At 59.9% G+C, this 23689-nt stretch carries 19 protein-coding genes and 1 other RNA gene; 8 read left to right on the forward strand and 12 right to left on the reverse strand.

The genetic code is table 11. The features are described 5' to 3' along the window. Nucleotides 1–262 precede the first annotated feature (262 nt). Complete coding sequence (locus ACZ47E_RS08365; RefSeq protein WP_022556567.1) at nt 263–2269, forward strand: ATP-binding protein; 2007 nt, start codon at nt 263–265, stop codon at nt 2267–2269. Nucleotides 2270–2275: 6 nt separating this feature from the next. Here ACZ47E_RS08365 and miaA read toward each other — a convergent pair whose 3' ends face one another. Further along, nucleotides 2276–3172 (reverse strand): tRNA (adenosine(37)-N6)-dimethylallyltransferase MiaA, encoded by an 897-nt coding sequence (gene miaA, locus ACZ47E_RS08370; protein ID WP_112553875.1) that lies wholly within the window; start codon nt 3170–3172, stop codon nt 2276–2278. Here miaA and serB point away from each other — a divergent pair. Both serB and ACZ47E_RS08380 read left to right on the forward strand, forming a co-directional pair. After that, nucleotides 3171–4061 (forward strand): phosphoserine phosphatase SerB, encoded by an 891-nt coding sequence (gene serB, locus ACZ47E_RS08375; protein ID WP_037089924.1) that lies wholly within the window; start codon nt 3171–3173, stop codon nt 4059–4061. The genes miaA and serB overlap by 2 nt on opposite strands. Further along, nucleotides 4058–4621 carry a GNAT family N-acetyltransferase gene (locus ACZ47E_RS08380; protein WP_037089922.1) on the forward strand — a complete coding sequence of 188 codons (564 nt, stop codon included), beginning with the start codon at nt 4058–4060 and terminating at the stop codon, nt 4619–4621. Before serB ends, ACZ47E_RS08380 begins: the two co-directional genes overlap by 4 nt. 23 nt (nt 4622–4644) lie before the next feature. On the opposite strand, the gene ACZ47E_RS08385 is transcribed toward ACZ47E_RS08380, so the two are convergent. From ACZ47E_RS08385 to ACZ47E_RS08415, 7 genes are all read right to left on the reverse strand, one after another. Further along, nucleotides 4645–5394: an SDR family oxidoreductase gene (locus ACZ47E_RS08385; RefSeq protein WP_278066868.1), complete on the reverse strand. Its 750-nt coding sequence runs from the start codon at nt 5392–5394 to the stop codon at nt 4645–4647. Nucleotides 5395–5482: 88 nt separating this feature from the next. Then, a complete protein-coding gene (locus ACZ47E_RS08390; protein WP_045531887.1) occupies nt 5483–7027 on the reverse strand; it encodes a Do family serine endopeptidase in 1545 nt (514 codons plus the stop codon). Nucleotides 7028–7220: 193 nt separating this feature from the next. Further along, nucleotides 7221–8144, reverse strand: coding sequence for a protease modulator HflC (gene hflC / locus ACZ47E_RS08395; protein ID WP_004442736.1), 924 nt, complete (start codon nt 8142–8144; stop codon nt 7221–7223). Nucleotide 8145: 1 nt separating this feature from the next. Beyond that, complete coding sequence (hflK, locus tag ACZ47E_RS08400) at nt 8146–9264, reverse strand: FtsH protease activity modulator HflK (RefSeq protein ID WP_004442737.1); 1119 nt, start codon at nt 9262–9264, stop codon at nt 8146–8148. Nucleotides 9265–9407: 143 nt separating this feature from the next. Next, nucleotides 9408–9935: a dihydrofolate reductase gene (locus ACZ47E_RS08405; protein ID WP_072494623.1), complete on the reverse strand. Its 528-nt coding sequence runs from the start codon at nt 9933–9935 to the stop codon at nt 9408–9410. Then, the gene (locus ACZ47E_RS08410) at nt 9932–10726 is read right to left on the reverse strand and encodes a thymidylate synthase (protein WP_004442739.1); all 795 of its coding nucleotides are present in this window, start codon (nt 10724–10726) and stop codon (nt 9932–9934) included. The genes ACZ47E_RS08405 and ACZ47E_RS08410 overlap by 4 nt, the downstream gene beginning before the upstream one ends. Before the next feature lie 99 nt (nt 10727–10825). After that, nucleotides 10826–11134: a DUF2853 family protein gene (locus ACZ47E_RS08415; protein WP_004442740.1), complete on the reverse strand. Its 309-nt coding sequence runs from the start codon at nt 11132–11134 to the stop codon at nt 10826–10828. A gap of 142 nt (nt 11135–11276) precedes the next feature. Between ACZ47E_RS08415 and ssrA the strand changes: the two genes are divergently transcribed. The 4 genes from ssrA to ACZ47E_RS08435 all read left to right on the forward strand — a co-directional run bounded on the left by ssrA (nt 11277) and on the right by ACZ47E_RS08435 (nt 12948). Continuing rightward, nucleotides 11277–11648: a transfer-messenger RNA gene (gene ssrA, locus ACZ47E_RS08420) on the forward strand. A gap of 230 nt (nt 11649–11878) precedes the next feature. Continuing rightward, nucleotides 11879–12391: an SspB family protein gene (locus tag ACZ47E_RS08425; RefSeq protein WP_004442741.1), complete on the forward strand. Its 513-nt coding sequence runs from the start codon at nt 11879–11881 to the stop codon at nt 12389–12391. A gap of 38 nt (nt 12392–12429) precedes the next feature. Continuing rightward, nucleotides 12430–12633 (forward strand): DUF4169 family protein, encoded by a 204-nt coding sequence (locus tag ACZ47E_RS08430; RefSeq protein ID WP_004442742.1) that lies wholly within the window; start codon nt 12430–12432, stop codon nt 12631–12633. Nucleotides 12634–12738: 105 nt separating this feature from the next. Next, nucleotides 12739–12948 carry a ribbon-helix-helix domain-containing protein gene (locus ACZ47E_RS08435; RefSeq protein ID WP_034498861.1) on the forward strand — a complete coding sequence of 70 codons (210 nt, stop codon included), beginning with the start codon at nt 12739–12741 and terminating at the stop codon, nt 12946–12948. Between the two features lie 373 nt (nt 12949–13321). Here the strand turns inward: ACZ47E_RS08435 and ACZ47E_RS08440 are convergent, their stop codons facing one another. The 4 genes from ACZ47E_RS08440 to ACZ47E_RS08455 form a co-directional block, all read right to left on the reverse strand. Beyond that, the gene (locus tag ACZ47E_RS08440) at nt 13322–17020 is read right to left on the reverse strand and encodes an AsmA family protein (RefSeq protein WP_278066869.1); all 3699 of its coding nucleotides are present in this window, start codon (nt 17018–17020) and stop codon (nt 13322–13324) included. 91 nt (nt 17021–17111) lie between these two features. Next, nucleotides 17112–18524 carry an FAD-binding oxidoreductase gene (locus ACZ47E_RS08445; protein ID WP_004442745.1) on the reverse strand — a complete coding sequence of 471 codons (1413 nt, stop codon included), beginning with the start codon at nt 18522–18524 and terminating at the stop codon, nt 17112–17114. 132 nt (nt 18525–18656) lie between these two features. Then, a complete protein-coding gene (locus ACZ47E_RS08450; RefSeq protein WP_278066870.1) occupies nt 18657–21806 on the reverse strand; it encodes an efflux RND transporter permease subunit in 3150 nt (1049 codons plus the stop codon). Then, entirely contained in the window at nt 21803–22969 is a 1167-nt protein-coding gene (locus ACZ47E_RS08455; protein WP_278066871.1) for an efflux RND transporter periplasmic adaptor subunit, read from the reverse strand. Before ACZ47E_RS08455 ends, ACZ47E_RS08450 begins: the two co-directional genes overlap by 4 nt. 223 nt (nt 22970–23192) lie before the next feature. Between ACZ47E_RS08455 and ACZ47E_RS08460 the strand changes: the two genes are divergently transcribed. Continuing rightward, nucleotides 23193–23603 (forward strand): carboxymuconolactone decarboxylase family protein, encoded by a 411-nt coding sequence (locus tag ACZ47E_RS08460; protein WP_278066872.1) that lies wholly within the window; start codon nt 23193–23195, stop codon nt 23601–23603. Nucleotides 23604–23689: the final 86 nt, after the last annotated feature.

Below are 23689 nucleotides of genomic sequence, written 5' to 3' on the forward strand. Positions count from 1 at the left end.
TACACCATCCTGCCCATGCGCCGTCCCACCACGATAAGTACGTTAAGATTTTTCATGGGCCGGAGTGTTAGCCACAAAAGCCCCAGCCGTCAACGCATATTGCATGAAAAAATCACCGTCGCCTTCTTTTATTACCGGAAAGCGCGTCTGCGCGAAATTTTCGAACGCAAGTGATACACCTGTTGTTAAGCATAATCTTTTATACCGGGAAGGCAGATGCTGCCGGAACCACCGCGATCATCCGCATGTACCGGGAAAAAATGTGAGTAACGACACGTTTCATAACGCATCCCGCATGGGCGAAAACGAACGGCGATCCGGCGAGCAGCCGGCCAACCGCATGCTCGGCCGTGTCATCGCCTGCGACGGCGCACGCGCCACCATTGTTGCGGAAACCGAACCGGGTACCACAGACGTATCGCAGCTCTGGTCCGTCGGACGCCTGATCTCCATTGAAATGGGCACGAGCCGCGTCGCCGCGCTTGTCTTTGCCATGCGGACCGGCGAAGAATACTGGGCGCCAGACAAGCCGAACAGGCTGCTGATCGACGTTGAACTCGTGGGCGAGGTTTATCGTACCGAAGATGGCAGCGAACGCTTTTCCACCGGCATCTCCCGTTATCCCTATCTCGGCGCGGTCGCGCATCGTATCCGTGCGAGCGACCTCTCCAGGATTTACGACGGCGGCAAGCGCGACGCCTGCGTCATCGGCAAGCTGACGCAGGACGATACGATCAATGCCGCCATCAATATTCCGCAGATGCTGGCCAAACATTTCGCCGTTGTCGGTTCGACCGGTGTGGGCAAGACCACTGCGGTCTCCCTGCTTTTGAACAAGGCAATCGAGACCGACCCGAAACTGCGTGTCCTCATTCTTGATCCGCACAACGAATTCGCCGCCGCCTTCCCAGATCATTCCGTCGTCATCGACACCGATACGCTGGACCTTCCCTTCTGGTTGATGCGCCTTGAGGAGTTCGCGGAGGTTGTGTTCCGCGGCCGCAAGCCCGTGCCGGAGGAAATGGATGTTCTGCGGGATCTGATTCCCGAGGCGAAAAAAGCATTTCGCGGAACCGAAGGTTCGGCCGTTCGCCGCACCTCCGACAAGAGCGCGATCACACCGGACACGCCGGTTCCCTACCGCATCGCCGATCTTCTCGCCCTCATTGACGAGCGCATCGGGCGGCTGGAGGGGCGTGGCGAAAAACCGGCGCTGCGCACGCTGAAAGGCCGCATTCTTTCGGCCATCAACGACACGCGCTATAATTTCATGTTCTCCAGCAATACGATCAGCGACACGATTCTGGAAACGGTGGCGCATATTTTCCGCATTCCCGGGGAAGGCAAACCGATTTCGGTATTCCAACTGTCGGGCATCCCGTCCGAAGTGGTAAACTCGGTGGTTTCCGTTCTTTGCCGTATGTCCTTCGAACTGGCGGTGCTGGCGCGCGGTTCGCTGCATATGCTCGTGGTGTGCGAGGAAGCGCACCGTTATGTTCCCGCCGACCCCGAGCGCGGCTTTTTCCCCACCCGGCAATCCATCGCCCAGATTGCCAAGGAAGGCCGGAAATACGGCATTTCGCTGGGCATCATCACCCAGAGACCCAGTGAGCTGGATCAGACAATCCTGTCGCAATGTTCGACTGTTTTCGCCATGCGGCTGTCGAACGAGATCGACCAGAAGATCATTCTCTCGGCTGTGCCGAACGCATCGGCCTCAACCACAAGCTTTCTTTCCTCCATCGGCAATGGCGAAGCCATCGCCTTCGGCGAGGCAGTCGGGGTGCCAATGCGCATGCGTTTCGACCGGGTGCCCACCATCAAATTGCCCAAGGCGAGCGGCACGATCAGCCACGCCAGCCAGGAAACGCCCGATACCGTTGACCTGAACGCCATCGTCACCCGCATGCGCGCCGCAAGCAGACCGGTTATCACAGGCTTTCAGCAGAGCGTGGAAGCGGCCTTTTCAGATCCGGCGGAACCGACCGCGCGGCCTCTCGATGCCGCCGATATCGATCCCTGGAAGCGGGAGTTGGGCGCGGCCGTAAGCGAGGAATACGAACCCTACCGCCCGGACATGCTACCTGGGCGCGCCCTGCCTGCATCACAAAATCCGGTAGGCACCGACACCGCCTCCAGCGCCGTCAACGAGTTGCGCAAAGCCGGTTTCCAGATGCAGGCGCAGAATGGTCCCCAGGGTGATACACGCCCGTCGCTGCGTGAAAGCCTGCTCAAGAAACCGCTCGGCAGTCTCTACAGGAAAGATTGAGTTCCTTCACGGCTGAATACGCATCCAGTCTTCATCCATCTGGTTGCGGAACCATGTCATCTGCCGTTTGGCGTATTGTCGGGTTGCAGCGGCCGATCTTTCAACTACATCCGCCGTGCTCATGCGCCCGGCCAGCATTTCAGCGATCTGGCCAACGCCAATCGCCTTCATGACGGTGGCATCGGCCGGAAGATCGAGGGCGAGAAGCGCCTGTACCTCCTCCACCGCACCGCTATGCATCATGGCTTCGAAACGCCGGTTGATACGCGCATGCAATACCGGCCTCTCCGGCAGGACCACGAGTTTTTGCGCCCGGTCCGGATCAACGATCATCGGGCCACGGGCAAGCTGAAAATCCCTGATGGACTTCCCGGTCGCTTCAAGCACCTCCAGCGCGCGGACAATACGCTGGCCGTCTCCCGGCTGGAGCATGTCGGCCATGACGGGATCGCGCCGGACAAGCTCGGCGTAAAGGATGGCTGCGCCTTCTTCGATCAACCGGGCCCGCATCGGCTCACGGATCGTGTCCGGAATGGCAGGCATGTCGGAAAGCCCGCCTGTCAGCGCCTTGAAGTAAAGCCCCGTGCCGCCGACGATGACGGGGAAACGCCCCTGCCCGCGCAGATCGGCAAGCACGACGGAGATGTCCCGCAGCCATTCGCCCGTGGAGTAGAGGCTGCTCGCCGGCACGTGACCGTAGAGGAGATGCGGCACCCCCTCCATCTCGTCTTCGGACGGTCGGGCGGTCAACACGCGCAGCGTGTCGTAAACCTGCATGCTGTCGGCATTGATGACGACACCGTCCCGCTCCACAGCCAGACGAAGCGCAAGCGCGGACTTGCCGCTAGCCGTCGGGCCGGTTATCAGGATCGCATCAAAATTCTCATCAAGGTTTTTCATCATGGCTCTGGTTGCCACGCTTATCGCCAATCCGTCAAATCCTGTTCTGACACCGGCCCTCGGCGAAGCGGCCGCGAAGGCCGTGAACGCATCGGGCCTCTACTGGCTGGCGGACGGGATTGCCTGCGATATCGCACTGCCCTCCGGCACCGCAATAGAGCAGGCACACAGGGCTATCGCTGACACCCTCGCCGGCCAGCCGATCGATATCGTAATCCAGGAGCAGGACCAGCGTCGCAAGAAACTCCTGATCGCAGACATGGATTCGACCATGATCGGTCAGGAATGCATCGATGAGCTGGCAGCTGAAGTCGGGCTGAAGGACAAGGTCTCCGCCATCACCGCACGCGCCATGAACGGCGAAATCGCCTTTGAACCGGCACTGCGGGAGCGCGTCGCGTTGCTGAAAGGACTGCCGGTTGCTGTCATCGATGACGTCATCGAAAAGCGCATCACGCTGACCCCGGGTGGCAAGGAACTCATCGCCACCATGAAGGCGAAAGGCTATTACACGGCCCTCGTGTCAGGCGGTTTCACCGTCTTCACCAGCCGTGTCGCCGCGGTGCTCGGTTTTGACGAGAACCGCGCCAATCTGCTTGGTGAGGCAAATGGCGAGCTTGATGGCACCGTTGCCGAACCCATCCTCGGAAAACAGGCCAAGGTGGATGCGTTGAATGATATTGCTGCCAAACTCGGCATTTCTCCAGATGAGGCGATGGCGGTTGGCGATGGAGCCAATGATCTGGGCATGCTGCATGTCGCGGGCGCGGGCGTGGCCCTGCACGCCAAGCCGGCCGTGGCGGCCGAAGCGCAGATGCGCATCGACCATGGCGACCTGACGGCGCTTCTTTATATTCAGGGTTATCGAAAGACGGACTTTGTCACCCCATGATCATTCGCGAGACTCCAAGACTTATTCTGCGGGAGTGGAAGGAGAGCGACCGAGACCTTTTCCGTGAAATCAATGCCGACGAGAAGGTCATGGAATTTTTCCCCTTCCGCCGCAGCCATCAGGAAGCGGACGCGGTTCTCGAAACCATCAATGGCATGATCCGCGGCAGTGGTTATGGCTTCTATGCGATGGAGCAGCGGGAAACAGGCGAATCCATGGGATTTTGCGGTATTTCGCCCGTCCTTAATCTCGACCCGCCCTTCCCGGTCGGCACCATGGAGATCGGCTGGCGGCTCGCCACCCGTTTCTGGGGACATGGCTATGTCACCGAAGCGGCGCAGTCGCTGCTCGTGATGGCCTTTGACGAAAAGGAGACGCCGGAAATCGTCTCCTTCGCTGTCTGGAACAACCACCGTTCGACCGCCGTGATGGAGCGAATCGGGCTGAAACGTGATCCCTTGCGGGATTTCGACCATCCCCGCGTGCCCGCGGAGACGCATCCCCATCTGCGTCCGCACGTCACCTATGCGCTGACGCTGGAGCAATGGCGGGCGCGTTGACGTCGTGACCCGCCGGTCCGGAATTATTTCACCGCGGCGTTGCCACCATCGGCAAAAAGCGCCGCGCCAGCGACAAAACTCGCCATCGGGCTGGCGAGGAAAAGCGCTGCCTGCGCCATTTCCTCGGGTTGGGCGATGCGTTTCATCGCATGCAGGCCGGCGGCCCAGTCCTTTTGTGCCTGATCCCCTGCCATCGGCGTGTCCACACCCCCGGGCAACAACGCATTGGCGCGAACGCCGCGGGCGGCATAATCGGCGGTAATACCCTTCACCAGCCCCATCAGCGCGGCCTTCGCAGCGCCATAAGCCGACATGCCCGGTATGCCGACACTGGTGCCGACGAAGCTTGAGGTAAAGACGATAGAACCGCCGCCGCGCCTCAGCATCAGCGGAATCTGATAGCGCGCGCCAAGAAAGGCGGAAGTCAGGTTGACGTTAAGCACGTAATCCCATTCGTCAGGCGAAATTTCCGCCAGCGGCTTGGCGGCACCCACGCCGCCCGCATTGTTGACGGCGATATCGAGACCACCAAAAACGTCGATGGCCGCCTCGGCCAAACGGGAATGGGTTTCCGCAACGCCAGCGTCGCCGGCAACCGTGTGCACAGGTCCGCCCGCCTCACGAATCTCGGCGGCAACCTCGTCCAGCGCCTTTTCGCCGCGCGCATTAATGACGACGGCGGCGCCATGAGCGGCAAACAGGCGCGCCGTCGCGCGGCCGATGCCGGACGACGCGCCGATGATGATGGCGACTTTGTTTTCAAGTAATTTCATAGCCTTGGCCTCCGTTCGGTGGAGGCCAAGGCTTAAAGAGCCGGCAGCATCGGAACCACCCGATTCCTGCCCGACCGTGCGGAAAGCGTTATTCCAGCGGCAGCGCCACCACGCGCAGATTGCCCTGCGCATCGGCCACCATCATGTGGGCGTTCTTGCGGCCTTCCGATTTCAGACCATTCACCCGCACCAGCACGTCGCCCGGAACCTCCATGAAGTCCTGTCCGACTTCCACAATCACATCGCCTGCCTTCATGCCCTTCTGTTCTGCGGACGAACCCGGATCGACACTTGCGACCAGCACGCCTTCAACGCTCTCGGCAATGCCCTTTTCCGTCCGCAACTCATTGCTGAGCACAACGAGATTCATGCCAAGCACGCTCTGCGGCGCTTCACGCACCTCCGGAGTCTGATCCTGGGCTTGATCGTCGCCGCCATCATTGTCTTCCGGCGCGATCACACCGCTGTCGCCGTCGTCAGTCTGCTGGTCGTCAGTCGAAGCTTTCTCATCCGTAGTATCCTGCAGCTGGCCCAGCTTGACCTTGACGGTCTCTTCCTTTCCGTCGCGCAGGATGACGACATCGACTTCCTTGCCAACCGGGCTTTCCGCCACGATCCGCAGAAGGTCGCGCATCTCGTGAATATCCTTGCCATCGAATTTCAGCACGACGTCGCCAGCCTGGATCGGACCGTTTTCCACCGGGCCGCCCTTGGCGACCCCGGAAATCAGCGCGCCCTTGGCGCTGTCCATGCCGAGGCTCGCGGCCACATCGTCCGTGACCGGCTGGACGCGAACACCCAGCCAGCCGCGGCGGGTCTCTCCGAATTCGATCAGTTGCTGAACGATGTTCTGTGCAAGCTCCGTCGGCACGGCGAAACCGATACCGATCGAACCGCCGCTCGGCGAAATGATCGCCGTATTGATGCCAATCACCTCGCCCTTCATGTTGAAGAGCGGTCCACCGGAGTTACCCTTGTTGATGGCCGCATCCGTCTGGATGAAATTGTCATAAGGGCCGGCATTGATATTGCGGCCGCGCGCTGAAATGACGCCAACGGTCAGCGATCCGCCAAGCCCGAAGGGGTTACCGACCGCCATTACCCAGTCGCCAATGCGCATGCTGCGCGAATCGCCAAATTTGACCGCCTTCAGCGGCGTTTTTGGCTCCACCTTCAGAACGGAAAGATCGGTCTTGGTATCGGTGCCGACAAGCGTCGCCTTGAGCTTCGAGCCATTCGGAAAAATCACCTCGATGGCATCGGCACCCTCGATGACGTGGTTGTTGGTGACGACATAACCGGCGGGATCGATCACAAAACCGGACCCGAGGGAATTGACCTTTTCACCGCCTTCCGGCTTCTGGCTGTCGAAATAATCCTTGAAGAACTCCTGGAAGGGCGAACCTTCCGGCAGACGTGGCGGAACCGGCCCCTTGCCATCTGTCTTGACGTTCTGCGACGTGGAAATATTCACCACCGCATCCAGCAGCGGCTCGGCAAGATCGGCAACAGATTCCGGCCCGTGGCTTTGCGCGCCCGCCGGAAGCGGCGCCGCAAGGCTGCCCGCAACAAGCGCTATTACCGCGACTGCGGAAATGCTGCTGCGAAAAGGCGAAAGAAGGGTCACGGCCATATGCGTCCTCGCGTTTCAAATCGTCTTGCCCTGCATATATCGTCAAAGCATAAGGCGGAATGATGAAGTGTAAAAATACCTTTTCGTGAACAGGCGGGGGACGCCTTGCCCTTAGCCACAGCATTGGCACGAAACCCCACCAAAAAGAAAGGGCCGGTAAAAACCGGCCCCTCCAAATTCATTTTATCCGCTATCAGTTCGCCGGCGCAGGTGCGGGCGCGGCCGGAGAGGCAGGGGCCGCACCGTCGATATTGTTGAAATAACGGAAGAAGGTCGAGTCCGGCGACAGAACCAGCGTCGTGCCATTGCCGTTCAGTGCGTTGGCATAGGCCGACATGGAACGATAGAACTCGAAGAAGTTCGGATCGCGCTGGAAAGCCTCGCCGAACACCTTGTTACGCTCCGCATCGCCTTCACCGCGCAGAACTTCGGACTGGCGGCGAGCGTCGGATTCCAGTTCCACAACCTGACGGTCGGCGATAGCGCGGCGGCGCTGCGCTTCTTCGTTACCACGGGCGCGGATCAGTTCGGCTTCCGCAAGACGCTCCGACTTCATGCGTTCGAAGGTCTGCTGGGAGACTTCCTGCGTAAGGTCGGTACGGCGGATGCGGACATCGACGATGCTGATGCCGAGCGATTCCGCATCGGGACGCAGATCGTCACGCACTTCCTGCATCATCGACGCACGTGCATCCGACAGCGCCGATTCGAAGCCGCGCAGACCGTAAACCCGGCGCAGCGATGCGTCGAGACGGGTGCGCAGGCGCGATTCAGCCGACATCTGGTCACCGGAGACCGTCTGCCGGAAGCGGCGCGCATCCGTAATACGGTACACCACGAAGGCGTCGACCTCGTAGAACTTGCCGCCGGAAACCTGAACACGGATATTATCGTGGTCGAAACGCAAGGCGCGGTTCTCGATATATTGCACGCGGTCAGCATCCATGAAGGCGAAGGGCAGCTTGAAATAGAGGCCTGGCGCTGTTTTCACGTCCTGGATTTCACCGAAGCGGACGACGATGGCCTGCTGGCGCTCGTTGACCACGAAGATCGACGAATAACCGAGAAAAAGCAGGACGGCGAGACCGACGAGAACGGCTGTAAGACGGTTACCCATATCAGTTGCCTCCCTGCGGTGCTGCGCCCGGATTGTTGCGCATGATCTCGTTCAGAGGCAGATAAGGCACCACGCCCTGTTTTTCATCGATGATGATCTTGTTGGATCCCTTCAGGACCTGTTCCATCGTTTCCAGGAACATGCGCTGACGGGTCACGTCAGGCGCGGTGCGATACTGGTCATAGATGGAGACAAAGCGCTGCGCCTCACCCTGCGCCTCGTTGACGACGCGCGACTTGTAGGCGTTCGCCTCTTCGAGGATCTGCGCGGCCTGACCGCGAGCGGCGCCGAGCTTCTGGTTGGCGTATTGATTGGCTTCCTGAACGAAGCGGTCTTCGTCCTGCTCGGCACGCTGCACTTCATCAAACGCGTCGGCCACTTCACGCGGCGGCGCCGCATCTTCGATGGCCACGGCATTGATGGAAATGCCGGCGCCATAACCGTCCATGGTGGACTGGATGATGGTACGCACATCCGCCGCAATCGCCTGACGGTTATCGCGGAAGATATCCTGCGCCGGACGACGGCCGACGACTTCGCGCATGGCGCTTTCGGAAACCTGCTGCAGCGTCTCGGCCGGGCTGTCGACGTTGAAGAGATAGGATTTCGGATCGGAAACCGTATAGAGCACCGAGAACTGAACATTCACGATGTTCTGGTCGCCGGTGAGCATCACGCCGCTCGACGAGGACGACGAGGCCCGCGAACCGATATTCTGCTGCTGCTCGGTGACCTTGACGATTTCAACCGTCTCGATCGGCCACAGATGGAAATGCAGACCGGGCATCGAGATTTCGTCCTTCGGACGGCCGAAACGCAGCTCCACCCCGCGCTCGTCCGGCTGGACGGTGTAGATGGACTGGATGCCGAGGAAAACCAGCACGACGAGAACCACGATGGCAACTGCGCCGCCATTGAAACCGCCGGGCAGCACATTTTTGAAACGGTCCTGGCTGCGCCGGATGATCTCTTCCAGATCGGGCGGACCGCCATTGCCGCCGCCACCGCCGCGAGGCCGGTTAGGCCCCTGCCCCCACGGGCCGCCACCGCCGCCCTGGTTGTTTCCTCCACCGCCGCCGCCCCATGGGCCGCCGCCGCCATTCTGATTGCTCCAGGGCATCAATACCTCTTTGTAAAAGCCTCTCCCGGTTCCGTTCGAAAGCGATTGCTCGCGTGCGGCGGGAATATCGACCCGTTATAGGAAGGAGAAGCGTTCGTTTCAACGCAGAGGTGGTAACTAAATACCCAATCTGGGTAAATAGTTCACTTTGCCGCGGCTCTCCGCATATACGTGGTAAACAGAACGGGATAATTGTCCTTTTCCCCAGCGGGAGCCGGGATTTCCTCGGTTTTCTCAAAAACGGCGGGATCGATCTCCGGGAAAAAAGTGTCGCCATCGAGCTTTACCGCGACGTGGGTGACGGAAAGTTGATCGGCGAAGGGCATGGCCTGACGGTAGATCTCTCCACCACCGGCCACGAAGACCTCATCCACGCCCAGTTCCCCAGCCTTGCTTTTGGCGAGCTTCAAGGCCTCCTCCAGTGAGGAGACGACATCGACACCCTGCGGCCGGTAATCGGCATTACGACTGACGATGATATGCGGGCGGCCGGGCAACGGACGCTCGCCGACGGATAAAAACGTCTTGCGACCCATGATGAGCGGCTTGCCCATCGTCATCGCCTTGAAGCGCTTGAGGTCGGTGGAAAGCTTCCACGGCATGTCGAGGTCGCGGCCGATGACGCCGTTCTCGGACACTGCGACGATGATGATGATACGCGGCTCGGTCATACCGCGATCGGTGCCTTGATGCTTGAATCGGCCTCGTAGTTTTCCAGCGTAAAGTCTTCGAACTTAAAGCCGAAAAGGTCCTTGACATCAGGATTGAGGCGCATCGTCGGCAAGGCCTTCGGCGTGCGCGTCATCTGCAGCCGCGCCTGTTCGAAATGGTTGGCATAGATATGCGCATCACCGAGCGTGTGGACGAAATCGCCCGGTTTCAGACCAACCACCTGCGCGACCATCAGCGTCAAAAGAGCATAGGACGCGATGTTGAACGGCACGCCGAGGAAAATATCGGCGGAACGCTGGTAAAGCTGGCAGGAGAGCTTTCCGTCAGCAACATAGAACTGGAACAGGCAGTGGCAGGGCGGCAGCGCCATCTCGTCCACCAGCGCCGGGTTCCAGGCGGAGACAATATGACGGCGCGAGTTCGGGTTGGTTTTCAGGCCCTCGATCAGAAGCGCGATCTGGTCGATGTGGCGTCCGTCCGGCGCGGGCCAGGACCGCCACTGTGCGCCATAGACCGGGCCTAGATCGCCGTTCTCATCGGCCCATTCATCCCAGATGGAAACGCCGTTTTCCTTGAGATAGGCGATATTGGTATCGCCGTTCAGGAACCACAGGAGTTCATGGATAATGGACCGCAGATGCAGCTTCTTGGTGGTGAGGACCGGAAACCCCTCTGCAAGGTCGAAACGCATCTGGTAACCGAACACCGAGCGCGTGCCGGTGCCGGTGCGGTCTCCGCGGTCGGAGCCGGTTTCCATCACATGCCGGAGAAGATCGAGATATTGTTTCATGCGTTCTGCCGCCGATTCCCTGATATCAGGCAGATATAATAGCACAGGGCGGCAGAACCAATCACCGGGGAAACGCTTATCCCCGTTTTTCCGGGAAAATCAGAGCGACTGAAGCTTTCCGAGTTCCTTGGCGACCAGGTAATAAAAGGTCACGCGCGATTTTGAGCGGTCGGCGGCCATGGCTTTCGCAACGGCATCGATTGCCTTGTCGGCGCTGTCATCGGTGACACCAAGCTTCTTGCCGCACCAGCTAGCCTTCACACGTGCAAGCTCTTCCGGATCGGACGCGGACACCAGCGAGGAATCCCGGTTGCGCAGGGCAATGCCGAGATGTTTGACGATCTTGCCGACAACGGCTTCGTCGGCGGCTGCATCGTATTTCTTCACATCTGCGAGATAGTCAGTCATGTCCACTCCTTCGTGTGTCCCCGGCCCGGTGTTGCTTCTAATGACCGGTTGCAGGGAGAATGAGACAGCAATCCCTCGTCGTCAAGAATTGTCTAAATTGCCGGCGTCAAACACGAAACCTTTTCATCGAATTGTCATCTCCCCCCTTTTCTCAGCCGGTCGAAACGCCTATATGAGCCTTGCCGGGGCAACCCGGCTATGGCGATAAACGGTCGGTGTAATAAACCTATTGGACCCGGGGGCGGTACCCGGCGCCTCCACCAAAAACCGGCGGCTTTAAGATGAAAGGCCGGCTTTTGATGGGGGCGAAATAGGATCGACAAGGGTGTAAAGATCGAACTTTTGCTCGGCATGATACCGCCGTTATCGGGTCACAAGTGTAGTTGCAAACGACAACAACGCTAAGGAATACGCTCTCGCTGCCTAATGGCGGTGCGGGAATTCCGCTCTAAAGCCCTCACGGTTAGCCCCGTGAGGCGGGGTTCGGAGGTACCTGGCAACAGAAACCTCCACCTTCTCCATTTTGCCTGAATTGGTTATATGATAGCTGACTTGCGGACAGCATCGGCTTTTCCATTGCTGCCGTTCGGGACATTGCGTATACTTGAGCAAAGCGTAACCATCCGGATCGGAATTGATCCCGGCTCAAGGATTACGCAGAGATTCAAAGTGTTACAGCGTCCTTGGTACCCAAGGCGCGCCGCGCATGAAAAAGACGTTCGAATAAGGGAAAGACAGGACCGCATGGGGCAGGATCATATCCGTTACGACATTCTCGCACAGGATGCCCTTCGCGGCGTTATTCGTAAGGTATTGGGCGAAGTGGCCGCCACCGGCCGACTGCCCGGCGACCACCATTTCTTCATTACCTTCTTGACCGGTGCACCCGGTGTGCGGATTTCGCAGCACCTCAAGGCGAAATATGCCGAGCAGATGACCATTGTCATCCAGCATCAATTCTGGGACCTGAAGGTCACCGAAACCGGCTTCGAAATCGGTCTCTCCTTCTCCGATACACCGGAAAAGCTCGTCATTCCCTATAATGCCATTCGCGGTTTCTACGATCCTTCCGTGAATTTCGAACTTGAGTTCGATGTCCCCCTGGCGGACGAGGAAGAAGCGGAAGACGCGGAAATCACCGCATATCCGGTGTCGCACGAGGCGAAGCCGGCTTCCGCTTCCGAAACGCCCAAGGCCGGCGAGGAAAAGAAGGAAGGCTCCGTCGTCTCGCTGGATGCTTTCCGCAAGAAGCAATAACGCCTGCCTGAGCGCGAAACCCGAGGAGACGTATCCGCATGGCCGCCGATATCGTCAATCTGCGCCAGTTCCGGAAGCAGAAAGCCCGCAGCGAAAAAGAAAAACAGGCGGAGCAGAACCGCCTGTCCTTCGGACGCACCAAAGCGGAAAAGAACCTCACATCAGCCCTGAATGAAAAGGCCGAAAAGGCACTTGACCAGGGCCGGCTCGAAAACGACGCTCACGGGCCCCGGAAGGACTGAGACCGACCTGCCGAGGGACAGACAGGGCCAGCAATCGGAAAAGAATCGTAAAACAGGGGCTTGCCGGCAAAACATGATTCAGATTTCCAGCCAAAGACCGATCTGATGATCCGCAAGCATTCCGCGACGTTGCACGGCCACCGGACCAGTATTTCGCTTGAGGACGCCTTTTGGGACGAGCTGAAAATCATCGCGGAGAGACGCAAGATCAGTTTCGCAGCCCTGCTGGCCGAAATCGATGACAACCGCCCCTCCGACAGCAATCTGTCTTCGTCGCTACGCGTTTATGTGCTGAACTGGCTCAAGACCCGATAAATTCACGACGGAGTCACCCGGCGACGCCAGCCCGCAATTTATGTTCGCCGACTACAAAACATTCCCGCCGAAAACTGGTAACGCTGCGAAAGTATTCATTAAACATTCGCGGACTAATCTGCGCTGCAAGGCATTCCCGTATTGCGTAGCCTTGTTTCCTGCCTTTGTCCGAACCTCCCCGTCCAGACATCCCCCGATGGGGATACCCAGGGTTTCTCCGGGAACAGCCAAGCTTTCTCCCCTTCATTCACTGTCTCTTCAACCGTTTCGGACCTGAAAGTCCGGATTGCGGGGTAGCGACCGGAGCCGGTCCAGACCGCGGACATGGAACCGAAGCAGAGATGAAAAGCGACGCCGAGCCCTTTTCGGAAAATTACGGATTGGCGGGAGCATTTTCCGGGGCGAGTTCCCGGATTGCATTTTCCGTCGGTGGCACCACCAGAACCGGCGCTGACTGCGGCTGCGGCACGGGCTGCTGCTGTTGCTGCTGCAAACGTTCCTGCTGTTCCTTTTCCTGCCGCAGACGTTCTTCGGCAGCAGCCTTCAGCCGTGCTTCTTCCTCTGCCTTCGCCTTGGCTTCCGCCTCCGCCCGTTCCTTTTCCGCCTGCCGCTCAGCCGCCTGGAAACGATAAAGCGCCACTTCGCGGCGCAGGCGTTGCTTTTCAAGAACGCTTGCCTGCATTGCCTCCACCCTGCGCCGCTCCTTTTCGAAGGCCCGCAGGGACAGGTAGTTGGTGAGCGCCGAAACGTCGGTTGTCAGGGCTGGCGCAGCAAGCGGACCGTTGTAATTCAGGCGCAAAGACGGCTCGGCGCCGGCAACCGTTTCGGTGCCGGGATTGAACAGGAGATCGAAGTCGCCATTCACCGTGAAAGCAGCAAGATCAACCGTCGCATCGGCTGTCAGCGTCAATGGATCGATCGCCGCCCGCAAATTCTGGAAATGCAGCGCACCACCATTCACCGAGAACGGCAGGGATACATCGCCGAGTCCGATCTCGCCCTGCCACAGGCTCTGGTCCACCAGCGGCCGAACTTTCGGAGCATCGATCGGCTGCTGCAAGCCATCCGCCGCCTGCAGTATTGGCGGCAGGGCACCGGGATTGAGCCCCTTCAGCACCAGCCCGCTGGCCCGGATTTCACCCGAGCCACCCGCTGATTTCAGCATTTCACCAACGCTTTTGCCGGTCGATTCTGCCGTAAGATCAATGGCCACGCGGCCGGTCGCAACCGGACCGTTCGCATTCGCCCAAAGGATCGGCTCCGGATTGGCGTCGGTTACCGCGATCTTGGTGCGGAAAATGCCCGCCCCCTCGCCCGTGGACATCGCAAACCGTCCTGCAATCTTGCCGCCCATGAAGCCGCCGGTGATGTCGTCGAGTGCGAGACTGCCCGAATCATGCGTTACCTTGGCCGTCAAACCCGTGACCGTGCCGAAAGGTCCAGCCTCGAAGCTTTCCGCCTTGAGCGACAGAGACGCCTTGAGCTGCGGGAAGGCCGGCATGGCCAGCGGCTTGGCATTGAGGCCCCCGGTTTCCGGATCGATCACCGGACCATAGATTGCGTCGCCAAGCCACGCGAGATCGGCGGTCCGGACTGAGAGATCGCCGCTGACGGAATGGGGCGCGGCGCGTTCGAACGTCAGGTTGCCGGAGAAGGGATTACCGCCTGCCTGTCCGCCGACAGAAGAAAGCGCAATTTTTTGTCCATCCACCGCAACTTTCGCATTGGCCTTCACCGCCATGCCCCCACCGAGCTGCGGCAGCCCAACGGCATTCATGATTAGATAGGGCTCGATATCAGCGCTTTCGAGGACGACATCGGCGCTGCCCTCACCGAAATTGGCAGCTGAAACGGCAAAGGAGCCGTTCGCCGAAAAATGTGTGCGTTCCGTCGAGAAGCGGATATCGGTCTGTGCCGGCGCGCCGAGCGTGCCATTGAGCTTGACGGACAGGAGGCCCTCGCCGTCAGCGTCGAAGGGCAACGGGTCAAGCCCGGCCTGGCCGAACAGGATGGCCGTCGACTGGTTTTTCAAGACAGCTTCCAGCGACATGGCCGTGTCATCGGTGATCGACAGGAAATCCGGCATCTTGGCGACGGCGGACAGCCGGCTGCCGTTAACGTTACCGGAGACGGCAACATTGGCGCCGCCGTTTTCGCTGTTGACCGAGACATCCATTGCAAGGTCGGAATTGGCGTACCATGGCGCGCTGGCCGCCAGGCGGCTGAGGAAGGGATGAGCAGGCAGTTTCTGCTGCAGCATCGTAAAGAAGGGCTGCATATCCGCCGCGTGCAGGTTCACCGTGCCCTTGCCCGCATATTTCAGCAAAGAGCCCTGCAATTCGCCTCTTGCCCTGACCTCTGCACCGGCGATATCGCCGGCCGTCATATTTTCCAGCGAAAGAACCCCGCCCGCCATCGTGAAGGCGGTCTCGACATGATTGGCGGTCACCCCGGCTATGTTGAACCGGTCGGCCTTGAACTTCGCAGTAATGCGGTGGTCGAGAACCGAGCTTCCGACCTGATCGCCAAGCGCCAGACTGCCGAGTGCCTTCAGCGCATCCAGGTCGATTTCGTTGCCCGCAAGATCGATCGAAAGATTGGAGGTCTTGCCGTCGGAGCGCCGTTCCAGCTCGCCTTTCAGCGACGCGTCGCCGATGGCGAGCTCCAGATTGTCGAAGCGCTGGTTCAGCGTCGTCAACGAGACATCGGCAGAAAAGCCGGCGGCATTGAGTTGCCGGATGGCCGGATCGACGGAGCCGGAAAGCCAGTTCGCCAGCCCCGAGGGCTGGTTGGACGCAACGAGCATATTGCCGTTGAAGGCCGGACCACCAAGCAGGGTCAACGATCCCTTGGCCTCCAGCTGGGTTCTTCCTGGCAACGTCGCCACCGCATTCACCACCTGCCAGCCGCTGCCCTGCGGCCGAACATCCAGCCGGATGTCACGAATGGTCGTGTCGTCGGAAACCAGGGCGGGAAGGCTGATGCTCGCCTTGCCCGGCACCGGCGGTACGGGAATGCGCGCCACCATGGCGGCAAAGGCCTCGATGCGCTGGCGCACGGAAACGGTGGGCTGGCGCGAGGTCTTGCCGGTCTGCACGACAGGCGGCGCAAAACGTGCGACATCGATCTGCTGGCCATCGGCCGTCAGCAGGAATTCGGGCTTGGCGCCGGTATCGAGCGTCGCCTCTCCGGTCACGACATAGGGATTTTCGTTACCGCCGAGTTCCATGCGGTAGCTCGGTATACGCACGCTCTCATTGGTCAGTTCAAAACTGCCGCGGGTGCGCGGCGAGGAGAAGAGCGATTGCCCGGCCTGTTTCTGCTTTTCGTCTTCCCTGAAGCTGAAAGAAAAGGAACCGCTATAGGCGGGCTTTCCCGCCGCTGCGGCGATGACGCCATCCAGATCGACCTCGACGGGATGCTCATCCGGCACGACACGAACGCGAAGGCCCATGCGGCCATTGGCATAATCAGGTTCGCTGCTTGAGAGGGAGAAAGAGCCGGGATGCCCGTCGACGGCAGCCCGCCCGTCCGCCTTCCATGGTCCGGCCAGCGAATTGGCGGACATATCGGCGGTAAGACCGGTGATCAGGCGGTTGCGGCCCGATTGCTCGTCGATGAACTCGATCTGGCCGCCCTCAATCTGGACGCTTTCCAGAACCACGGTTCGGGCGGGAATTTCCGCGCGGCTGCCGCGCATCCAGTCCAGCGTGCCGTCTTTCAGCAGCCTGATCTTCGCCTTGGGTTCCTCGATGCGCATGTCAAAGATGCGCGCCTCGCCGGAAAGGAAGGGCGCGAGCTCGGCGTCCATGGAAAAACGCGCGACCTGGATGAGCGGCGATCCATCGGCATCCGTCCCGGCCCGGACATCATGCAACGTTACCGAAGGGAACGGCAGGATGCGGGCCTCGACGCGGCCATGCACGACAACCTTCTTGCCGAGAATACGGCTCGCCTGGTCCTCAAAATCACGGCGGAAATCCGTCCAGTCGACGAAATAGGGAATAAGCAGCGCCGAAAACAGCACCACCGCCAGCAGTCCGCCCAGAAAAACCAGAATACGTCCGAGCACTGACCTGCATCTCCCTTCACGAACGCTGCAAACCTATTCTTTTTTGCCTTAACGGCAAGCAGCCTTTTGTACCAATCAAATGTGAGAACGATCAGACAAGACGGAACAACTTGCCCGGATTGAAAATGTTGTCCGGGTCGAGCGACATTTTGATGGCGCGCATCACATCCAATGCATTGCCGGCCTCTTCGGCGAGGAAACTCATCTTGCCCTGTCCTATGCCGTGTTCGCCGGTGCAGGTGCCGTCCATGGCGATGGCGCGGCGGTTGAGACGGGCAACGAAGGCTTCGGTTTTCGCTACGCTTTCCGCATCTTTTCCATCGAACAGAATAAGGACATGAAAGTTCCCATCGCCGGCATGGCCGACGATCGGTGCGAGAAAGCCGTTTTCCTGGATATCCAGCTGCGTTTCAACCACGCAATCCGCCAGCCTCGAAATCGGCACGCAGACATCGGTGGAAAGCCCGTCGAGATGGGGCGCAAGCGCCCGCGAGGCCCAATAGGCGTCGTGCCGCGCCTTCCAGAGCTTGTTGCGTTCGGCGGCATCGCTTGTCCAGCGGAAGTCGATGCTTCCGCATTCAGCTGCGATTTCTGCGAACTGCTGCGATTGTAGCGCCGCCGTTTCCTCGGTGCCGTGGAACTCCAAGAAAAGCGTCGGCTTCTCCGCATAGTTCAGGCCGGAATAGGCATTGCAGGCCCGGACCTGGACCTCATCGAGCAATTCGATACGGGCAACCGGAACCCCCATCTGGATCGTCATGATGACGGCATCGCAGGCCGCCTTGATGCTGTCGAATGTGCAGACGCCGCCGGCGATCTTTTCCGGTATGCCCTGCAGTCGCAGCGTCACCGAAGTGATGACGCCGAGCGTCCCCTCGGCCCCCACGAAAAGCCGCGTCAGGTCATAGCCGGCAGACGACTTGCGAGCGCGGCGCGCGGTGCGGATTTCCTCGCCGTTGGCGACGACGGCGGTAACGGCGAGCACATTGTCCTTCATCGTGCCATAACGCACGGCATTGGTGCCGGAAGCGCGTGTCGAGGCCATGCCGCCGATCGAGGCATTGGCGCCGGGATCGATCGGGAAGAACAGGCCGGTATCGCGCAGATAGACATTGAGGTCCTCGCGCGTCACGCCCGGCTCCACCGTCACATCAAGATCTTCGGCATTCACCTCAATGATGCGATTCATCCGGCTGAAATCGATGCAGATTCCGCCGCTGGGCGCATTCACCTGCCCTTCCAGCGAAGACCCCGTCCCAAACGGAATCACCGGCACCTTATATTGCGAGCAGACCTTCACGACGGCCTTCACATCATCAGCACTCTCGGCAAAAACGACGCCGTCAGGCGCCTGGAGCGTCAGATAGGTGGTGGTGTGGCCGTGCTGCTCCCGAAACGCCTGTCCGGTCTGGAGCCTGTCGCCGAGTTGCTGCTTCAAAACGGCGAGCGCAGACGCAATGCCCTCTTCGTTACGCTTTCCCGCCACCACATCTTTCAACGCCATCGTCCGTCTCCACCGCAACATCAGCCCGTAAAGGATTCGATCCGTTACGAAATTCCGTCAGGTGGTATGGGATAAGGTTAACGCTTTGTCCAGCCGCGCAATGGCGCCAGACGGCAAGGCGGCAACCGTTTTTTATTCCGCAGCAAGCAGCGGCTTGTCTTCCTCCAGCGCCTTGCGGCGGGCGGCAAGTTCCAGTTCGCGGTGAAGGCGGATTTCCTCATCCGCTTGCGGTTTGGCGAAGCGGGCGATCAGCAGGTAGGAGACCGGTGTGATGTAAAGCGTCACCAGCGTCGCGAAGCCCAGTCCGCCGACGATGACCCAGCCGAGCGCGATGCGCGCCTCGGCGCCGGCTCCCTGCGCCAGAACCAGCGGCACGCCGCCAAGGATGGTCGCGATCATCGTCATCATGACCGGACGCAGACGGATGCTGGTGGCTTTTTCGATAGCTTCCCGCACGGTTGCACCCTGATCGCGCAGATGGTTGGCGAATTCAACAATCAGGATACCGTTCTTCGCCATGACGCCAACGAGCAGCACGAGGCCGATCTGGCTGTAAACATTGAGGCTGGAGCCGGTGACGAGCAGCGCGATGACGGCACAGGCAAGGCCGAGCGGCACCGTTGACATGATGATGACCGAACTCAGCACGCTTTCGAACTGCGCGGCAAGCACGAGGAAGATGATGGCAATCGCGAAACCGAAGGTCAGCAGCATGCCGCTCGAATTCTCCTCCAGTGTTGCAGCCTCGCCCAGCGGCAGCAAGCGTGCACCGGGCGGCAGGACGGATTGCGAGAGCTCGTTCACCTTTTGCAGCGCCTCGCCCAGCGAAACGCCGTCCTTGAGATTGGCGGTAAAGCCGACGGAGGGAAGCTGCTGTTCGCGGTTGAGCTGCGGCGCGACCGCATTTTCCTTGAGCGACGCGATGACCGACATCGGCACGATCTTGCCGTCGCCCGTCTTCAGGAAGACATTCTCAAGATCGGTCGGATCATTGATCGGCCGGGTGGAGGACAGGAGCCGCACCGGGATCGCATCGCCATCCACGAAGACGTCGACAATCGAGCGCCCTTCCAGCAGCGACTGCATGGCGCGAGAGAGACCGGTGATGTCGATGCCGAGATCAGACGCGCGCTCACGGTCGATGGAGACCGAAATCTGCGCCTGATTGGGTTCGTTGTCGAAACGTGGCGTATCGAACAGGCCGCTTTCTTCCATGGAAAGCAGCAATTTCTGCGTCGCCTCTGTCAGCGCCGCATAATTGCTGCCGACCATCGCCATCTGCAATCCGTTGCCGGCGCCGCGAATGCGGAGGCTGTTCGGCTGCATCGCGTTGCCCCGCAACGCCGGAACCTTGTTGGCGGCAGAGGTGACATCGGCAGCGATCTGGTTCTGCGTGCGATCTCGGTCGGCCCAGGGCGCCAGCGTCAGCACCATGAAGCCGGTATTGGACGAGCCGTTCATGCCAGTGATGGAGTAGATGTTACGGATTTCCCCGCTGTCGCGAAGCGGCTGCAGGTTTTCTTCGATCCGCTGCAACTGGTCGCGGGTATATTCGAGGCTGACGCCCTGCGGCGCGGTGACCCGCATCATGATAGAGGCGCGGTCCTCGCGCGGCGTCAATTCATTCTGGATCATGCCGAAGGCGATCCATGACAGGCCGGAAAAGATGAGCGCAACGACGATGACAATGAGGGGGTTGTTGAGGCAGGCGGACAGCGTCGACTTGTATGTGGAGGCAAAGACATTACCGAACCAGGCGAGCGGCCCAGTCGGCTCCTTCAGCCCCTCCTTCAGCATGCGCGAAGCAAGCATCGGGCACAGCGTCAGTGCCACGATGGAGGACAAACCCACCGCGAAGGCCAGCACAAAACCGAATTCACGGAACAGGCCGCCAAGCTGACCCGGCAGGAAAGAAAGCGGAATGAACACGGCAGCCAGCGTCGCCGTCGTCGCGATGACGGCGAAAAACACCTCCTGCGTGCCGAGAACGGCAGCGGCCCGGGGCCCCATGCCTTCCGCCCGGCGGCGCACGATATTTTCCAGGACCACGATGGCGTCGTCGACCACCAGACCAGTCGCCAGAACGATGGCGAGCAGTGTCAGGATATTGACGGAGAAGCCGACCATATAAATGGCGACGATGGTGCCAATCAGCGCCACCGGCATGGTGATCGCCGGAATGAGGGTGGCGCGCCAGTCGCGCAGGAAAAGATAAAGCACCACAACGACGATGATCGCCGAGAGCCCGAGCGCCAGTTCGACCTCGTGCAGCGCGCCTTCGATGAAGACGGCATCGTCACTGGTCACGACGACACGCGTGCCCTCCGGCAGATTGGCAGACATGGCGTCGACGGCGGCTTTCACACCGGTCGAGATACTGAGCGTGTTTGACTGTGCCTGGCGGATGATGCCAAGACCGACGCCCTGAACGCCGTTCGAGCGCAGCGACGTGGATTCGTCGTCCGCCCCCAGCATGACGGTCGCCACGTCCCTGAGGCGGATATTGTTCTTGATGAGAAGATTGGAAAAATCCTCGGGCTTTGTCAGGCTCGCGGTGGCGCGCACGACGATATCCTGCGTCGTGCTTTTCAGCGAACCCGCCGGGACATCGAGGGCAGCGCTTGCAAGCGCGTTGGAAACATCGGTCACCGTCAAACCGCGGCTCGCCAATGCTGCCTGATTGAGATCGACGCGAAAGACCTTTTCCTGGTCGCCGTAAAGCTCCACATCGGCCACACCATCGACGGCAGCCAGACGGTCGATGATTTCGTCATCCACCAGCTTTGTCAGATCTTCCATACTGAGCGTGGACGACGTGACGGCAAGCCGCATGATCGGCTGGCTGTCGGAATCCGCCTTGATGATCTGCGGCTCGTCAGCATCGTCAGGCAACTGGTTGGTGACGCGGCCAATGGCATCGCGCACATCATTGGCCGCAACGGCCATGTCGACATTGTCGCCGAATTCCATCGTCACGCGGCTGGTGCCGAATTGTGAGTTGGACGCGATGGATTTGATGCCGCTGACACGCGCCACCGCACCTTCGATGGTCTGCGTTACCTCCTGATCGATCGTTTCAGGCGCGGCACCTTCATACGTGGTCCTGACGCTGATCGTCGGCCGGTCGACGTCGGGCAGTTCGCGCACCTCGACGCCGACCAGAGCCGCGAGGCCGGCAACGACCAGCAGCGTGTTAAGGACCGCCGCCAGAATTGGCCGACGCACGAACAATGCGGTAAAGGCGAGCTTGGAATCCTGACCGGAAGGCGGCTGGGTCGTCATTGGCTGGCAACCTCCTCGGGCTTGGGCTGGTTGCCGACCCGCACCGCCGCGCCTTCGCGCACGCGCTGCAGGCCCTCAATAACGACAGGTTCGCCTTCCGCCAGTTCAGCCTTGACGAGAACGGCATCCGGGTTGCGCTGCACGATCTGCACCCGCACCTTGTTGGATTTATTGTCAGCCACACGCCAGACATAGGAGCCTTCCGCATCCCACTGCACGGCCAGCGGATCAACCGAGGCATAAGTTTCCCCGGCGAAGCGCATGGTGACGCCGAATGACATGCCCGCCCTCAACTCATCCTTCTCATTTCCGAACTTTGCCCGGATGCGGATGGTGCGGCTCGCCTCGTCGACACGGTTGTCGACGGCCTCGATCTCCCCCTTGAAAGTCTCACCCGGGCGCGAAATCGACGTGGCCTCCACCGGCATGCCGATCTTGATCGCAGTCGCAAAACGCTCGGGAGCCCAGAAATTGACGAGAATTTCAGACCGGTCGTCAATGCTGACAATGGTGGACTGCGTCGTGACATTGTCACCGATATTGGCGGCGACGATACCGGCCACGCCTTCGATGGGCGCGACGATATCACGCCGCTTGAGATTGAGTTCGGCGGTGCTCAGCGCAAGCTTGGCGGCTTCTTCGGCAATCTGGGCATCCAGTACGTCGAGGCGCGAAACGGATTTCAGGTTCTTGTAGGAACTGGATTTTTCGACGGCGCTGCGCAGCGCCACCTGCGCCTTGTCGCGTTCGATCACCTGCTCCTCGTCATCGAGCCGCGCCAGCACCTGCCCCTTCACGACGCGTGCACCGGACGATGTACGAATTTCAGAAAGCGTGCCGGAAACCTGCGGCATGACGACGACGGACTGGATCGCCTCGCCATTGCCGATGGCGTTCAACCGGTCGTTGACCGTGCCTTTCTTCACAGGGGCGGTCACAACCAGTGTGGCGTTATTGTTGCGGCGTGCGCCACCCGCATTCTGTCCCGTCGGCGCGCCGGCCGCCGGTCCGCCGGCTGCGGCGACTTCGACCGAAGCAGCGGGTGCTTTGACCAGCCCGATGCTGGCGAGCATATTGCGGGCGTCGGGCGAATAGACGCCCCAGAGACAGAGACCTGCCCCCACCACGGCCAGACTGACACCCACCTGTTTCCAGACCCGCATATAGTTCTCCGGTTGATCATCGCAGCATAAGAAAGCCCCTGAAGCTCAGGCTTCGGGACATCAGCAGTATTCCCCGTCGTTTAAAACGAGGCAACGCACAAATACGTTTCTTACGTAATTGTAATTTGTGATGGATTCTCGTCGAACACACCATAAACGCTATATTATCGCAAATATTGTTCAGCGCGGTAGTCTGTCAGCACGAAATGAGCCGGAGGAAGCCATGAGCACCGTCACGAAAACACAAAATCCCGAAGCCGATCCGCGCGTGAAAGCGGTGTTCGATGATATCCGCACCACCCGCAAATCGGACTTCATCAACAATATGTGGCTTTACCTCGCCTTTGATCCTGATCTTCTGGAAAAGACATGGGGCGAGGTCAAGGCGGTGATGGCGACACCCTCGGCGCTCGACCCTCTGGTGAAGGAAATGCTTTACATCGCAGTGTCCGTCACCAATGGCTGCTCGTACTGTGCTCATTCCCATACGGCGGCCGCGAAAGCCAAGGGCATGACGAATGAACAGCATGCCGATCTGATGCGGATTATCGCGCTCGCCGCCAAGACCAACCAGCTTGCGGTGGCCCTTCAAGTGCCTGTCGATGCCGCTTTTGATGCCGACCAGAGGGCATGAACCCGAAATAATGCCTTGGAATAGGCGTTTTGAGCGGCGATACCGGAATAAAAGCAGAACGCGGTTCTGGCCTTTATATCCCGAAT

This window comes from Agrobacterium sp. 5Ca39 (genome assembly GCF_055382365.1).